The organism is Rhodococcus sp. NPDC056960 (assembly GCF_042674125.1).
In the GTDB taxonomy this organism is placed as follows: domain Bacteria; phylum Actinomycetota; class Actinomycetes; order Mycobacteriales; family Mycobacteriaceae; genus Rhodococcus_F.
On sequence record NZ_JBHURF010000010.1, the window covers coordinates 81,220 to 96,324 of the forward strand.

The window sequence follows — 15,105 nt, forward strand, 5'->3', positions numbered from 1 at the left end:
GCGGCCGGGTTCAGCCGCTGCGCTGAGCCCGCTCCCCTTGAACTTCCATCTGCAGTTGGTAGCGATCGGACCGGTACCAGCTGCGGGTGTGCTCGACCGGAGTGGGGCCGCTGAACGACACCCGGTCGAAGTACATCACCGGGGCACCCTTCTTGATACCGAGGAGGATCGCGATCTCCTGACTCGCCCCGTCGGCGCTCACGGTTTGCTCCGCCCGGTCGATCGGCATGCCGTACGTGTCGGCGGTGGCCCGGTAGATCGAGCCGGTGAGGTCGAGATCCAGCAGGCCGGGAAACAGTGCCGCGTTGAACCAGCCGTCGTCGACGCTCACCGGTTCGCCATCAGCCAGGCGCAGCCGCTTGATGTGATACGCGCTGGTGTCGGGTGCGATCCGCAGGGCTTTCGCGGTGGCCTCCGGCGCCGCGTCCTCCTCGCTCTGCAGCACCACCGTCGTCGGCTTGTGCCCCTGAGCCCGCATCTCCTCCGTGAACGAGGCGAGGTGGAGTTTCGACTGCACCGGCCGGTGCGCCACGAAGGTCCCCTTGCCGCGCACCCGGACCAGGTGACCCTCGTTGACGAGTTGCCCGATCGCCTCACGAACCGTGATGCGGCTGACGCCGTAGTCCTGCATCAGTTTTCGTTCGCTCGTCATCAGATCGCCGGGCTGGAGTTCCTTCGTGCACTTGTGCAGGAGGATGGCACGGAGTTGTTCGTGCTTCGGAATCACGCTGTCGCGTAGATGTACGGGCATCATTCCGGCGGCTCCAGCTCAGTCAGGGGTGGGACACATCGGATCAGTCAGTCGTACCCAAAGGTCCCGTCCGGTCCGGTCCAAACCCGAGAATACGTGATCCGGACGCTCCGGCCTACCGTGTTGCCCCCTCCAGCGCCTCGAGATACCTGCGCGTCATCACCCGCTGGACGACCCGGCCCGCGGGTCCGCCGAGCCGGGTGAACCACCGACCCGGGTTCGAGAACGCCGCGATGGTCGCGACCACTCTGCCGTCGGCCTTCTGTTCGACGACGAAACTCTCCTCGCCGCGCTCCGGATGCCCCGGCAACGTCCCGTAGGCGAATCCCCTGCGATGCGGCTCGTCGACCACGTAGACCACCCGGCAGGAGAACCGCAGCCGCAGCCGCCCGATGCCCCAGCCGAGTTCGACCGACGCTCCGGGCACGGCCGTCGGCGAGTCGGCCCGCACGTCCAGCCCGGCGTCGCGATGCATCCCCCAGGAGCAGAGGTGGACGGCCACGGCATCGAATGCCTCTGCCCCGTAACCGATCACCTTCTGCTCGCGCACATGGTGGTACCCCGCGGGGAAGTGGCCGTCGCGGCTCGCGCCCACCTCCGGGTACGTGAACGCGGGCAGGTCTTCTCGGGAATTACTGATGGCGGTCGATCCTCTCGGTCCGGGCGTCACGAGCAGGTGGGAAGCACGTTACCCCGCGCACCGTCTCGAGGCCTTCAGGCGTTCCCGGCCAGTGCCGAGCCACGACCTCCGGACCCGCCCGGCGAATCACCGAGCGAAGCGTGAGGCCGATGATGATCACGTCGTCGGCGTATCCGATGACCGGGACGAAATCGGGGATCAGATCGACCGGAACCGCGAGGTACACCAGCAGCAGCACGAGCCGGATGCGCACGCCCCGGGGCAGGTCCCGGTCGGCTGCCAGTCGGCGCAGGAGCCGAAGCAGGTCCGGCAGCACCCGGATCGCCTCCCCGATCCGGGTGCTGTCAGGGGACGAACGCCACAGCACGAGCGCCAGCACGACCCAGACGGCCGACAGACCCGCTGCTGCACCGATCAGGACGGGCCCCGCCGCCGCCCACACCTGCCCCGTATCCATCCGGCGGCGCCTACTGCTCCGACCGGACCGCGGGACGGATGTTCTGGTTCACGTGGAAGAGGTTGTCGGGATCGTACTTCGCCTTGACCTGCGCGAGCCGGTCGTAGTTGCCGAGGTAGGAGGCACGCACGCGGTCCTCGCCTTCGGACATCATGAAGTTGACGTACGCCCCGCCCGCGGTCGTCGGGTGGAGGGCCTCCCAGTACCCCTTGGCCCAATCCGTGATGACCTCGGCGTTCGCCGGATCGGGGTCGACACCGACGATCACCGCGGCCCAGCCGCCGTCCCGGTACGCGAACGCCGTGGCGTCCTCGGCGACCCGCGTCGCCGAGCCGTCGATGGGATACATGTGCATCGTCGAATGCCCGGTCGGCAGCTGACGGCCGAACTCCAGATGGATGTCGATGGCGTCGTCGGAGATCTCCCGGACGAAGTCCGCGCGCCAGTACCACTGCAACCCGGCCGGGTACAGTCCGTCGAAAGCGGATTGCAATGCCGTGAAGGGCATTTCGCCGAGACCGACCAGCAGCGGATTTCCGAAGCTCCGGATCGGTTCGAAGACCGCGTCGGCCTTGTCCGGGTGGCCGGTGTAGCACCAGACGACCCCGCACGCCTTCCGTCCCCACAGTTCTTCGGGGAACGGCGGCGCCGGCGGGATGGTGAGGAGACCGATCCAGCCGTTGAGTTCCTCGGGCAGCGACGGCAACAGTTCGCGATACCACCGCATCACGTCGGGGGTGTCTTCCAGGTCGTACAGCACCGGACCGCCGACGACGGTGCCGTGGTCGCCGATGTCGTGGCACGCGAACTGGAACGACGTGACCACGCCGAAGTTGCCGCCTCCGCCCCGCAGCGCCCAGAACAGGTCCGGGTGCGATCGTTCGCTCGCCGTCACCAGTGTGCCGTCCGCGAGGACGACGTCGGCGCTGAGCAGGTTGTCCACGGTGAGCCCGAAACGGCGGGTCAGATAGCCGATTCCGCCGCCCAGCGTCAGTCCGCCGACACCGGTGGAGGCGATGAACCCGGACGGGGTGGCCATGCCGAACGGCACGGTGGCGTGGTCGACGTCGCTCCAGGTGCATCCGCCGTCGACCCGGACGGTCCGGTCGGCGGGCGAGACGGTGGTGGCGCGCATCCCCGACAGATCGATCACGAGGGCGTCGTCCCACACCCCGAGACCGCCCGCGTTGTGTCCCCCGCCGCGCACCGCGAGTTCGACGCCCTGCTCCCGCGCGAACCGCACACATGCGACGACATCCGCGGCGTTGGTGCATCGCGCAATGGCCGCCGGTCGACGGTCGATCATCGCGTTGTACACCGCACGCGCGTCGTCGTAACCGGCGTCGTCGGGAGTGATCAGCTGGCCGCGCAGAGACGCCGCCAGTTCCGCGAAGGGCGGCGGTGTCGTCGTCGACGGGGTCGAATTCGTGATGGTGGTGCTCATGACCTTCTCCTCGAATCGGCGGGCCCCGAAACGGGCCGTACCTGGTAATTCACACCGTAGGAAGTCGGCGTTCGCGTACCGTTCGCGCCGGAACACCTCCCGCGAACGCTCCGAGATCCGCGCGGAGTCGCAGCACCTGCGGCAACCACCAGCGGTCGTCGCGTTGCTCGGCGGCGATCCGGGCGGCGTCGAGGGTCGCGCGTGCCGAGTCCGTGTCCCCGACCTCGATCTGTACCTCCGCCAGCAGCGAGAGCCAGTACGGCATGCGCGCGAACGCCCGCTGTCGCCGCAACAGGTCGAGTCCCTCGCGGATCTTCGCGATTCCCGGTTCGCCGCCGAGGAGCCTGCCTTCGAGGATCTGCGCCCACTGGCTGTAGTACGCGAAGCGGTAGCGCTCACACAGCTCCCGCAACTCGGTGAGCGAGGCGAGCAGCGCGACGTCGTCGCCGCGTATCTGATCGAGCACCGACGCGTATCCCAACGCGACCGCGAGACTGTAGGGATGACCACAGGTCCGGCCCAGCGCGAGAGCCTCCGCACACGACTGCACGGCCGCCTCGTCGTCGCCGATCATCCAGTACGCGTGCGACTCCCACGCGCGGGCATGAACCTCGAGCCGGGTACCGAGGATGAACGAATAGTCGTCGGAGAACGCAGCCCGCGCCAGGTCGAAATGTTCGATCGCCTCCGCCGGGCGGCCCAGGCCCAGAGCAGCGCCCGCCACGGAGAACTGCGCCTGACCCTCGAATTGGGGTTCGGCCGCGGACAGTTCGAGGGCGCGCACACCGATGCCGTGCGCCTGCGCGGTGTGCCCCTGCACGAAGTGCACGGCGAACAACCCGATCAGGGCCGCGAGTACCACCGTCGGCCGACGCAGTTGCTGCCCCAGCTCCGCGGTGCGGTCCAGCGTCTGCTCGAGCTCGGCCGAGGAGTACCCGTACAGCGTGGTCAGCGGCGCAGACATGGCCTGCCGCACCTCCACCTCGTGAGCATCACGGTTGCGCCCGGCGGGCATCGCCTCGAGGAGGTCCAGGCAGTGCCGGAAGTGTCGCAGGGCCTCCGCGTTCGCGAACACTCCTGCCGCCCCCTCGGCGGCGCGCTGCAGATAGTGGAGCGCGCGGTCGGGGCGCCCGCCCCGCCGGTACTGCTCGGCGAGCTGCAGCGCCACGTCGTCGGTGCGGCCGGTGTGGAGGAGTTCGAGGCCCTGCGCCAGGCGGCGATGCAGGAGCCAGCGCCGCGGCGGACCCACCGAGCGGTACGCGGCCTCCCGCACCAGATCGTGCACGAAATCGTAGCCGGTGCCCGCCGGCCGGACGATTCTCCGCCGCCACAGTTCGTCGACCGCCTGCACGAGAGGATCGGCATCCAGGTCGCTCGCCTCGCTGAGCAGGTCCAGGTCGAAATCGGTGCCGAGCGCCGCGGCCAGGCCGGCGACCTCCCGCGCGGGTTCCGAGCACTGTTCGAGCCGCCGCTGCAGCACCGCCCCGAGGTCGTCGGCGCCTCCGCCGAACCCGGTCGCGTCCGGGTCCGGCACCATCCGGGCAGCCTCGACGACGTACAGCGGGTAGCCCCCGGTGGCGGCGTACAGAACGGCCTCCTCCGAGGGGTCCAGCGTCCGGCCACCCAGGGACCGTGCCAGTTCCGCCATCCCGTCCGCCGTCAGGGGGTCGACCTCGACGTCCGTCACCAGCCGCGCCGATCGGAGGGCCCGCAGCGCCTCCCGCACGTCGTGGCGTGACTGCGCCTCGTCCGTGCGGGCGGTCGCCGCCACCAGAACCCGCATGTGCGTCTGGAGGGAGAGGAGGAAGGCCAGCCATGCGGTCGTGTCCGTGTCGCACCACTGCAGATCGTCGAGGACGAGCAGCACGGGCCTGCCGGACGCCAGCACCGCTCGCGCCGTTCCTTCGAAGAAGCGGTGCCGCTGCCAGGCGTCGACCATCGCCCGGGACGTCGTCGGCCGCGGCCAGGACTCGGCGCTCGGCACCAGCCGTTCCACCTCCACCCGCCACAACGGGTTCAGGGACGCGACCGCGGACTGCAGTTCCGGGCTGCGGAGCCATTCGGCGACGGGAGCCAGCGCAACGCGCCCCGGCAGTCCGAAACAGCGGGCGGTGGCGACGACCGCGCCGTCCGCGCGGGCGATCTCCGCGAGTTCCGTGGTCAGCCGGGTCTTGCCGACCCCGGCGTCACCCGAGACGAGCAGCAGTCCCTGCTTGCCGCCCTGCGCCTGCCGCCACCGCCGGTGCAGCTCCGCGCGTTCGCGCTCCCGCCCGATCAGCGCGGGCACCGCGTTCCGCACCCGTTCGGGCCGGCCGGCCCCGGCGGCCCCCACCGTCGGACGGTCCCCCACCAGGTGGTCGAAGAGCCCGGCGGTCGCGGGGCTCGGCGCGACCCCGAGCTCGGCTTCGAGCACCGCCGCACACCGGTGGTAGGTGGTCATCGCCGCGGCCCGGTCGCCCGATGCGGCCTGCAGTTCCATCAGTGTCCGGTAGCCCACCTCCTCGAGGGGGTCGAGTTGGATGCGTCGGCGCGCGCACGCCGTCGCCGTCTCGACATCCCCCGATTCCCGCAGCACCCGGACCGTGGTCTCGCAGAGTTCGACGCACTGCCGGCGCAGCACGTCGCGGTGCTCGAGAACCCAGTCCTCGTACGTTCCGGGCATGAGCTCTCCGCGGTACACGTCGATCGCACGGTCCGCGTGATCGAGAAACGTGCGGGGGTCCGAATCGGCGAGCGCCGCGAGCGCGGCCGATCGCTCGTTCCGGAAGGTGTCGACGTCCACCCGGCACGACGGCGAGCCGGTCCACGTCAGCGTCGGTCCCTCGGCGGCGAGCGCCCCGTCCGCCCCGAGTACGCCGCGTAGATTGTGGAGTTCCCGCCTCAGGTTGGTGCGGGCCTGCTGCTCGCTCGATTCGGGCCAGAACAGCCCGGCGAGGCGCGTCCGGGACTGCGCGAGTCCGGCGTGCAGCACGAGATAGGCCAGCAGCGCGATCGCCCGTGACGAGATCGGACCGCCCCGGGTATCCGCCGGGTCCGACACGCGCTGTTCGCCGAGCAGGTAGACCGTCAACATGACTGACCAGCTCCCGGTCGCGGGACGAGGTGAGCGCCCGCTTCCTCATCTTCGCACGGTCAGCGGAAGTGCTGGTAGAGCGCTTTCAGCTCCCGGATCGCCGCGTCCACGTCGCGCTCGTCCGCACTGACCGATCGGATCGCCTTCCGCAGCTGCAGCGGGTCGAGGTCGTCGACCGCCGACCGGAAGTCGGCGTCGGGCAGAGCGGGAAGCTGTGCCTCGTCACCGAACCAGTCGTCGACATCCGCGTCGGAGGAGTCGCCGCCGACACCGTCGATCAGCATGTCCAGGTCGACGCCGCGCAGCGTCAGGATCTCGAGAGGGTTCTCGTCGATGCGTTCGGCGGTGAGGTACGCGACCGCCGCCGCATGCTTGCACGGCCAGCCGTCGTCCGGGCAGGTGCAGTCGTAATTCATCGCGGACGCCCCGGCCGGCAGCAGCAGCGGGCCCAGGATCTCGGGCACTCCACCGCCCGCCAGCATCGCGAGGCTGCCGGGTTGTCGCCGCACCAGGGCGACGAGTTCGCCGATCTCCGTCTCGTCGAGACGATCGATCGACACCGTCGCGACGAACGGCTGCAGCTGACTTCCCTGGACCTCCCCCGTCACCATTCCACCGGCGATTTCGAGCGAGATCACCTGACCGCTGCGTGCGTAGCTCCGCCCACGGCTCATCCGCCCCTTCTCTGCGACGAACTCGATGATCTCGACGAATTCACGGCCCCACCACGTGCGCCCGAACGATCCCCGCTGGGACCGCGCCTCGAGCCCGCCGGCCACCGGCCGGCGCTTGCCGTACTGACCGAAGTACGGCCCGGGTCGCCGATTCGTCATTCGCCCACCGCCTCGTCGCCGAGCCGCAGCAGTTCGCCGAGTTGTTCGGTGCTCATCTCCGTCACCCAGTTCTCGCCCGTTCCCACCGCGAGGTCGGCGAGTTCCTGCTTGGTGGCGATCATCGCGTCGATCCGCTCCTCCAGCGTGCCGACGCACACGAGTTTGCGCACCTGCACGTCACGCCGCTGACCGATCCGAAAGGCGCGGTCCGTGGCCTGGTTCTCGACCGCCGGGTTCCACCACCGATCGAGGTGGACGACGTGATTGGCCGCGGTGAGGTTCAGCCCGGTTCCGCCTGCCTTCAGCGAGAGCATCATGATCGGTGGCCCGTCGTCGCCCTGGAACGACGCCACCATGTCGTCGCGCTTCTGCTTGGACACGCCCCCGTGCAGGAAAGGTACGGGGGTACCGAAACGCTCTGCGAGGTACGGCGTGACGAGGTCGCCGAATTCACGGAACTGGGTGAACAGCAACGCTTTCTCGCCGTCCGCGACCACGGAGTCCAGGATGTCCTCGACCAGCCCCAGCTTGCCGGAGCGGTGCTGCCCGCGCCGCATCACCGCCGAACCGTCCCGCAGGAAGTGCGCCGGATGGTTGCACACCTGCTTGAGTTTCGTCAGCGCCGCGAGCACGGCGCCCTTACGTTTCATGCCCTTCTTGTCCTTGATCTGCGCCATCATGTCGTCGACCACCGCCCGGTACAGCGCGGCCTGTTCCGCCGTGAGGTTGGCGCGGACCGTCATCTCGAACTTGTCCGGGAGATCGGCGATGACCGCCGGATCGGTCTTGACGCGGCGCAACACGAACGGGGAGGTGACGGCGCGGAGCCGGGCCACCGCAGTCTCGTCCTGCTCCCGTTCGATCGGCACCACGAAACGCTTGCGGAACATCGCCTCCGAGCCCAGGATTCCCGAGTTCGCGAAATCGAGGATCGAGCGCAGCTCGTCCAAGCGGTTCTCGACCGGCGTTCCCGTCAGCGCGACGCGGTGCGCCGCCGGAATGCTGCGGGCCGCCCTCGCCTGCCCGGTCTTCGCGTTCTTGATGTGCTGCGCCTCGTCCAGAACGACCCGCCGCCAGTCCTGCTCCTTCAGGTGTGCGACGTCGCGCGCGAGCAGTGCGTACGTGGTGATCACCAGATCACTCTGCTGCACAGCGGAAGTCAGGTCGTCACCGCTGCGCCGCTGCGGTCCGTGATGGACGAGGACCCGCAGGGTGGGAACGAAGCGGGCCGCCTCCCGCTGCCAGTTCCCGACCACGGACATCGGGCACACCAGCAGTGTGGGCGAGGCCGACTTCTCGTGCGCCAGCAGCGCGAGCAACTGCAGCGTCTTGCCGAGGCCCATGTCGTCGGCCAGGACAGCCCCGAGGCCGAGGCGGCTCATGAACACCAGCCAGTCGAGCCCACGCTTCTGATACGGCCGCAGCGTGGCGTCCAGCCCCTCCGGCGTCGGCACGTCCTCCGGTTTCGTGTCGCCGTCCAGCAGCGCGGCCGCCCACCCGGTCGCGGTCACCTCCTCGACGGGGAGATCGGACAGATCGTCCGCTATGAGGTCTTTCAGCAGGTCCACGATCGCGCGGTCGCCGCTGCCGTGCCGTTCCGCCACGTAGCGCGCGGCGCGGGAGAGCACCTCCTGATCCGCCCGGACCCACTCGCCGCGCAGGCGCACGAGGTCGCTCTTGGCATTGACCAGTCGATTCATTTCCGCGGCGGTGAGAACCGTGTCGCCGAGGGCCAGTTCCCAGTTGTACTGCACCAACTGGTCTTTGCCGACAGCCCGGTTCTCCGCGCTCGCCGGGGTGCTCGGCGAGCTCACCCGCAGCCGCATCGACGGCGACGCCACACTCCACGCCCGCGGCAGCAGCAGGCTGATGCCCTTCTCCTTCAACGCGGCCGCACCGTGCCCGACGAGGTCGATGACCACCGCGGTGGGCAGCATCAGGTCCAGACTGTCGGGATCACCGGGGACGTCCTGCAGTCGCGGGTAGGCGGCGACGGCCTCGGTCAGCTTGCGCACACCGGTCTGCAGCCGGCTCGCCTCCGTGCGGTGCAGCGGAATCGGCACCGGCGCTTCGCCTTCCGGACGGAGGCACACCTGCAGCCGCCACAGCACCGTGTCCGGGTCCCACTCCCCCTCGACGTCCACGTCTTCGGGTTCGAGGAGTCTCAGCACCAGTTCGGGCTCGTCCACCTTGAGGCTGTCCCGCCACCCGTCGAGCGCGCCGGCCAGCTGGGCGGTGCCCTCGGCGAAGTGTTCACCGCGAACCAGCGCATCGATCAGCGGGTGCTCGGCGCCGGCACCGGAATCGTCGGGGTGCCTGCCGTCGAGGACCCGCCGGACCACCGGGTCGGTCAGCTCGGTGACCATGTCGTCGAGCACGGCGCGGGGAGCCGAGCCGTGACGCTGGACCGGCGGCATCGCGACCGACAGTTCCGTCAGCCACGCACGCTGTCGTTCGCCGCCGAGGAGCCGCCACCGCGGCCACCAACTGCCCTCCGCCCGGTGCACCTCCGGGACCACCCGTCCCGCACGAGCCCACCGCTCGATTCCCCGCGCCACGTGCGCGAGGTAGCGCAGGTCGCCGGCGATCCGCGGGTCGCGGGCCGACACCGACAGCAGGAAGTCGGTCGCGTCCGGCGGCGCGAGCGCGACCGCGGCCCACTCGAGCATCTCCGGCCCCGACGGCGTCGGCATCGGGACCTTGACGTGGTGCCGGAACCTCCGCGCCAGCACCCGCCCGACCGCATCCGTCGGCTCCGGTTCGGCCGGATTGCGGTCGTCGACCCACAGCATGAGACCCGAACCGGGTGTCCAGAGGCCGTGCAGCATCCACCCATCCAATCAGGCTCGACCGACAGTCCGGGAAATCCCTGCTCGAGACTGTAACCCTCGACGATATTCCGCCGATGAACGAGGTGGCGGCTGTCCACGCCGGTACTCACCGGGATCGCTGCCGAAGTTGATCGCAGTGATCGGAGGAAGACAAAATGGACGCGACACAGATGTTGCAGGTTCTCGTTCAACTCATCCAGGTTCTCGGACCGTTGATGGGTGGCGGCGGAGGCGGCGGCGGCACAGGCTCCCTGGGCAGCCTGTTCGGCTCCTGAGTTCGCACGAAGAAGGCCCGCCGACACCGGTTCGGCGGGCCTTCTTCGTGCCCGAATCCCGGTGCCGTCCGTGATAGGACTGTGGGCGTGAGCATGGCATACGGCTTCAGCGAATACGGCGGCCCCGAGACGCAGCAGTTCTTCGACGTCCCCGTCCCCTCCCCCGGCCCCGGACAGCTGCTCGTCGCCGTCCACGCGGCGGGCGTCAATCCCGCCGACTGGAAGGTGCGCGCCGGAACGCGCAAGGACACCGTGCCCGTCACCCTGCCCGCGGTCCTCGGCCGGGAGGTGTCCGGTGTGGTCGCGGAGGTCGGGCCCCGGGTGACCGATTTCGCGGTCGGCGATGCGGTGTTCGGCGCCACGGCGACCGGGTTCGGCGGCTACACCGGGCACACCCTGGTCAACGCGGCCTCCGCAGCGCACAAGCCGGACGCCGTCTCGTTCGCCGACGCGGCCACGCTGCCCGTCGCGGCGGGCACGGCGTACGACGCGCTGACCACGCTGGACCTGCCTCCCGGCAGCCGATTGCTCGTCGTCGGCGCGGGCGGCGGCGTCGGGGTGGCGGCACTGCAGTTGGCCGCGGCGCGGAACGTCGCGGTGATCGGCGTCGCGAGCGACAGCAAACGGGAGGTCGTCGAAGCCCTCGGCGCCACCTGGGTGGCGTCCGGCCCCGGGCTGGTCGACCGGGTACCCGGCCCCGTCGACGCCGTCTTCGATCTCGTCGGCGGCGACGCACTGGCCGATGCGGCGCGGGTGGTCACCGACCCGGCGGCGATCATCAGCGTCGGCGACCCGCTCGCCGCACGGGACCTCGGCGGCTCGGGAGTGGAGCGCCGCCGGACGACGGCGGTGTTCACGCAGGTGGCCGCACTGGTGGCCGACGGGACCCTCGACCCGCGGGTGGCCCACCGGTTCCCGTTCGCGCACGCCGCCGACGCCCTCGCCATGGTCGAGTCGGGTCACACGAGCGGCAAGGTCGTGATCGAGATCGGTTAGCGGGTCTGGATTTCACCCGTTCCGAGGTAGATGCTGGAAAGACGTAGCTGCCGCCGGAAGAGTCGGGAGTCGGTCATGAGCATCCTCATCCAGGTTCTCGAACAGGGGTACGCGCTCACCACCCCGTGGGAGCAACGGAAGTACGCCTTCGTCGATGCCACGCACATCGTCACCATACGACTCGACGGCCAGTCGGGTGTGTGGCTCGACGGGATGAAACACGGTGAGGCACACCGGCTTGCGGTCACCCCCGTCGCCAGCGAGGCCATCTTCTTCCTCCTCCGCACCCTCGACCTGCTCGCGGAATGCAGGCAGAGCGGAGGCTCCTGGGTCATCGGCCACGACGGCACGCACGTGTCGTCGATCGCCGCGGTCCGGCTGCCGTTCAGCTGACCTGTCGGGGTCGCGGTGCATACTCGTCGCGGTAGGGGGACGAGTTGCCGGGCGCCCGGGGGGGACGCATGAGAATTCTGAACGTGACCGTGGTGCTGGCCACGGTGTTGTCGCTCTGCGGTTGCGGGGTGTCGCTGCTCGACCTGAGCGGCCCCGGTCCGGCGCCGGGAAGCCCGTCCCGCGCGGTCGTCGAGGAGTTGCTCGGCCGGGTCGCGACGGTCGCATCCCGGCCGCACCCCGGCGGGTACGAGCGCGGGTGCTCCGGCAGCGAGTCGTGTGTGTTCGGTCCGGCCTGGACCGATGATCAGGACGCGGCGGGCGGCCGCGACGGGTGCGACACCCGCAACAACGTCCTCGCGCTCGATCTCCGTTCGGTGGCATTCCGCGAGGGCACCCGCGACTGTGTGGTGCTGAGCGGGGTCCTCGCCGACCCGTACTCCGGCGACGTGCTCCCGTTTGACCGGGCCGATGCGAAAGCCGTTCAGATCGACCACGTCTACCCGCTGGCGGCGGCGTGGGACATGGGCGCGTCGACGTGGCCGGCCGCTCGCCGTCTCCGGTTCGCCAACGACGTCACGTTCAATCTGCTGGCCGTCAACGGTGCCGACAATCAGGACAAGGGCGACCAGACCCCGCAGGACTGGCTGCCACCGAATCGCGCGTACCACTGCTTCTACGCGGGCAAGTACCTGTCGGTGGCGGTGGAGTACGAACTTCCGGTGACGCTCGCCGACCGCGACGCGCTCGCCGAGGTGGCGGAGCGGTGTCCATGACTGCGTCAGGCGACGGTGAAGGAACGGGTGTGCCAGCCGGTGGCGCCGCCCGGGATCGGCGGCGTCCGCTCCTCGACCTGCACGTTGCCGTCCAGATCCGTGGCCCGCACCTGGAGGGTGTGCAGACCGGACGTGGCCTGCCACTCCCAGGTCCACTGCCGCCAGGTGTCGACGGTGTACTGCGGGGCGAGGGTCGCGATCTGCCACTGCCCGTTGTCGGCCCGCACCTCCACCTTCCCGATTCCACGATGCTGCGCCCAGGCGGTTCCCGCGACGAGGACGGACCCGGGGGCGGTCGGCGCGAACGGGGCGGGCACGTCGATCCGGGAGGCCGTCTTGATCGGCCCCCGCGCGGACCATCCCCGCTTCGTCCAGTAGGCCTCCGCCTTGTCGAATCGTGTGAATTCCCAATCGACCACCCACTTGGTGGCCGACACATAGCCGTACAGACCCGGGACGACCTGCCGCACCGGGTAGCCGTGCTCGAACGGCAACGGCTGACCGTTCATCGCCACCGCGAGAATCGCGTCGCGGCCGTCCCGCAGGACCTCGACCGGGGTGCCTGCCGTGAAGCCGTCGCTGCTCGTGGACAGCAGCATGTCGGCGTCGGGGTGGACCCCGATTTCGTCGAGAATGTCCTTGATCGGGTAGCCGATCCACGTGGCGTTTCCGGCGAGGTTTCCGCCGACCTCGTTGGACACGCACGTCATCGTGATCACCCGTTCGATCGGCGTCCTCGCGATCAGGTCATTCCAGTTCAGCGTGAGCTCGCGGTCCACCATGCCGTGGATGCGCAGTTGCCAGTCGCCGGTGGTCAACCGCGGAACCCGCAGTGCGGTGTCGATCCGGTAGAAGTCGTCGTTCGACGTGATGAAGGGGGTGGCTCCCGGCACCGCGATGTCGGTGCCCGCCGCGATCGGGGTCGCCTTGTCGGTGACGTCGGGAACCGCGAACGCGCGACGGTTGTCCAGGGCCTCCGCCGCCTGCTGCCCGAGGTATCGCCCGGCCGCTCCCGCCGCCGCGGCGGCTGCGGCCGCGGCGGCGGCAATCAGCAGGAACGTGCGGCGCGGCAACCACGAATCCTCGGCGTCGGAATCCTCGGGCGCCTGCGCGGTGGCGGTCAGCACCCGCAGAACGGCGATCCCGGCGACCACACCCACCACGGTCGGCAGGGCGTACAGCCACGTGGCGCTCGGCCGCTGCGTCGCGGCGAAGACCCCCACCAGACCGAGGGCCGCCAGAATCGCGCTGCCGAACGGGGCGCGGGGACGCTCGACGATGCCCGCGATCGCGGCGAGGAGCACGATGAGGGTCGTCATGCCGACGAACAGAGCGGGTTTGTCGTTGGTGCCGAACGTGTGGATCGCGAACTCGCGGGCCCAGGCGGGACTGCGGTCCACCGTCGTCGATCCGACCGCGTAGAACGGCGACGAGTTCGGGTCGATCAGCGCCGACAGCAGTTCGCCCACCCCGAGCACCACGCCGGCGGCGATCACTCCGGCGAGCGCACGGGAAAACAGGTGCCGCCGCCTCCTGGGCGTCCGCGCCGCGTCGTGCCGGTCATCGATCGTCGTTGTCATCGCAGCCCTGCTCCTTTGCCGTCGTCACCGTGTATTCGAAGCTGAGAACGCGCACGGATGGGAGCCCACCACTAGTATTCAACGGATGAACCAGCTCGACAAAGACACCCTTCTCTGCATCTCGCTCTCCGGCCGGCCGAGCAACATCGGCACCCGATTTCACAATTTCCTGTACAGCGAGCTGGGCCTCAATTACGTCTACAAAGCGTTCACCACCACCGACCTCGAGGCCGCGGTCGGCGGTATCCGCGCGCTCGGAATTCGCGGCGCCGGTGTGTCGATGCCGTTCAAGGAACAGATCATCGAGTACGTCGACGTGATGCATGAGTCGGCGTCGGTGATCGAGTCCGTCAACACGGTGGTCAACGAGGACGGCGTGCTGCACGCCTACAACACCGATTACCAGGCGATCGCGAACCTGTTGCGTGACAACGCGTTACCGCACTCGCTGTCGGTAGCCGTGGCCGGGAGCGGCGGCATGGCCAAAGCCGTGGCCGCCGCCGTGCGCGACTACGGATTCACCGACGTCACCGTGATCGCGCGCAACGAGAACACGGGCCGGGCGGTCGCGCAGCAGTACGGATTCGGGTGGCAACCCGAGCTCGGTGCGGCGCGGCCGGGCCTGCTGATCAATGCCACTCCGGTGGGCATGGCGGGCGGTCCCGAGGAGGAGGACCTGGCGTTCGCACTCGACGCGATCGACGCGGCGGAGGCGGTGTTCGACGTGGTCGCGATGCCCGCCGCAACGCCGCTGATCCGCGCCGCGGCGGAGCGCCACAAGACGGTCATCACCGGTGCCGAGGTCATCGCACTGCAGGCCGCGGAACAGTTCGTCCTCTACACCGGCGTGCGCCCGTCCCCCGACGAGATCCGCCGAGCCTCCGAGTATTCGCGGTCCTGACGCGAGCACGGCCGAGAGACGTTGACCCCGTCGCGGGGGGGGGGGGGGGGGGCCCCCCCCCCCCCCCCCCGGGGGGGGGGGGGGGGGGTGGGGGGTGGGGGGGGGGGGGGGCGGGGGCGGGGCCGGGGCGGCCCCCCCCGCCCCCCCCCCGCCCGGCG

Annotated in this window: 12 protein-coding genes; 4 read left to right on the plus strand and 8 right to left on the minus strand. The window is 69.9% G+C overall.

The features are described from left to right. Window positions 1-10: 10 nt before the first annotated feature. The 7 genes from ACFTWF_RS17425 to ACFTWF_RS17455 all read right to left on the minus strand — a co-directional run bounded on the left by ACFTWF_RS17425 (window position 11) and on the right by ACFTWF_RS17455 (window position 10,026). Window positions 11-754, minus strand: coding sequence for a GntR family transcriptional regulator (locus tag ACFTWF_RS17425; RefSeq protein WP_378462444.1), 744 nt, complete (start codon window positions 752-754; stop codon window positions 11-13). A 112-nt stretch (window positions 755-866) separates the two neighbouring features. Then, window positions 867-1,346, minus strand: coding sequence for a DUF1990 family protein (locus tag ACFTWF_RS17430; RefSeq protein ID WP_378462445.1), 480 nt, complete (start codon window positions 1,344-1,346; stop codon window positions 867-869). 37 nt (window positions 1,347-1,383) lie between these two features. Then, the gene (locus ACFTWF_RS17435; protein WP_378462446.1) at window positions 1,384-1,848 is read right to left on the minus strand and encodes a YkvA family protein; all 465 of its coding nucleotides are present in this window, start codon (window positions 1,846-1,848) and stop codon (window positions 1,384-1,386) included. Between the two features lie 10 nt (window positions 1,849-1,858). Further along, entirely contained in the window at window positions 1,859-3,292 is a 1,434-nt protein-coding gene (locus ACFTWF_RS17440; protein WP_378462447.1) for an FAD-binding oxidoreductase, read from the minus strand. A 49-nt stretch (window positions 3,293-3,341) separates the two neighbouring features. Next, window positions 3,342-6,365, minus strand: a complete 3,024-nt coding sequence (locus ACFTWF_RS17445) for an ATP-binding protein (protein WP_378462448.1) — start codon at window positions 6,363-6,365, stop codon at window positions 3,342-3,344. Between the two features lie 59 nt (window positions 6,366-6,424). Then, window positions 6,425-7,198: an SWIM zinc finger family protein gene (locus tag ACFTWF_RS17450; RefSeq protein WP_378462449.1), complete on the minus strand. Its 774-nt coding sequence runs from the start codon at window positions 7,196-7,198 to the stop codon at window positions 6,425-6,427. Continuing rightward, complete coding sequence (locus ACFTWF_RS17455; protein WP_378462450.1) at window positions 7,195-10,026, minus strand: DEAD/DEAH box helicase; 2,832 nt, start codon at window positions 10,024-10,026, stop codon at window positions 7,195-7,197. Before ACFTWF_RS17455 ends, ACFTWF_RS17450 begins: the two co-directional genes overlap by 4 nt. Before the next feature lie 371 nt (window positions 10,027-10,397). Between ACFTWF_RS17455 and ACFTWF_RS17460 the strand changes: the two genes are divergently transcribed. The 3 genes from ACFTWF_RS17460 to ACFTWF_RS17470 all read left to right on the plus strand — a co-directional run bounded on the left by ACFTWF_RS17460 (window position 10,398) and on the right by ACFTWF_RS17470 (window position 12,466). After that, window positions 10,398-11,300 carry an NADP-dependent oxidoreductase gene (locus ACFTWF_RS17460; protein ID WP_378462634.1) on the plus strand — a complete coding sequence of 301 codons (903 nt, stop codon included), beginning with the start codon at window positions 10,398-10,400 and terminating at the stop codon, window positions 11,298-11,300. A gap of 75 nt (window positions 11,301-11,375) precedes the next feature. Next, window positions 11,376-11,693, plus strand: a complete 318-nt coding sequence (locus ACFTWF_RS17465; protein ID WP_012688484.1) for a hypothetical protein — start codon at window positions 11,376-11,378, stop codon at window positions 11,691-11,693. Window positions 11,694-11,761: 68 nt separating this feature from the next. After that, the gene (locus tag ACFTWF_RS17470; protein ID WP_378462451.1) at window positions 11,762-12,466 is read left to right on the plus strand and encodes an HNH endonuclease family protein; all 705 of its coding nucleotides are present in this window, start codon (window positions 11,762-11,764) and stop codon (window positions 12,464-12,466) included. Between the two features lie 5 nt (window positions 12,467-12,471). Here the strand turns inward: ACFTWF_RS17470 and ACFTWF_RS17475 are convergent, their stop codons facing one another. Further along, entirely contained in the window at window positions 12,472-14,046 is a 1,575-nt protein-coding gene (locus tag ACFTWF_RS17475) for a molybdopterin-dependent oxidoreductase (RefSeq protein ID WP_378462452.1), read from the minus strand. 85 nt (window positions 14,047-14,131) lie between these two features. Here ACFTWF_RS17475 and ACFTWF_RS17480 point away from each other — a divergent pair, with 85 nt between their 5' ends. After that, the gene (locus tag ACFTWF_RS17480; protein WP_378462453.1) at window positions 14,132-14,947 is read left to right on the plus strand and encodes a shikimate 5-dehydrogenase; all 816 of its coding nucleotides are present in this window, start codon (window positions 14,132-14,134) and stop codon (window positions 14,945-14,947) included. The last annotated feature ends 158 nt before the right edge of the window (window positions 14,948-15,105 follow it).

Bases quoted from the DNA above. Each gene is read 5' to 3' on its own strand.
- ACFTWF_RS17480 (WP_378462453.1), top strand. From the start codon at position 14,132: ATGAACCAGCTCGACAAAGACACCCTTCTCTGCATCTCGCTCTCCGGC.
- ACFTWF_RS17435 (WP_378462446.1), bottom strand. From the start codon at position 1,848: ATGGATACGGGGCAGGTGTGGGCGGCGGCGGGGCCCGTCCTGATCGGT.
- ACFTWF_RS17460 (WP_378462634.1), top strand. From the start codon at position 10,398: ATGGCATACGGCTTCAGCGAATACGGCGGCCCCGAGACGCAGCAGTTC.
- ACFTWF_RS17455 (WP_378462450.1), bottom strand. From the start codon at position 10,026: ATGCTGCACGGCCTCTGGACACCCGGTTCGGGTCTCATGCTGTGGGTC.
- ACFTWF_RS17450 (WP_378462449.1), bottom strand. From the start codon at position 7,198: ATGACGAATCGGCGACCCGGGCCGTACTTCGGTCAGTACGGCAAGCGC.
- ACFTWF_RS17475 (WP_378462452.1), bottom strand. From the start codon at position 14,046: ATGACAACGACGATCGATGACCGGCACGACGCGGCGCGGACGCCCAGG.
- ACFTWF_RS17425 (WP_378462444.1), bottom strand. From the start codon at position 754: ATGATGCCCGTACATCTACGCGACAGCGTGATTCCGAAGCACGAACAA.
- ACFTWF_RS17470 (WP_378462451.1), top strand. From the start codon at position 11,762: ATGAGAATTCTGAACGTGACCGTGGTGCTGGCCACGGTGTTGTCGCTC.
- ACFTWF_RS17440 (WP_378462447.1), bottom strand. From the start codon at position 3,292: ATGAGCACCACCATCACGAATTCGACCCCGTCGACGACGACACCGCCG.
- ACFTWF_RS17445 (WP_378462448.1), bottom strand. From the start codon at position 6,365: ATGTTGACGGTCTACCTGCTCGGCGAACAGCGCGTGTCGGACCCGGCG.
- ACFTWF_RS17465 (WP_012688484.1), top strand. From the start codon at position 11,376: ATGAGCATCCTCATCCAGGTTCTCGAACAGGGGTACGCGCTCACCACC.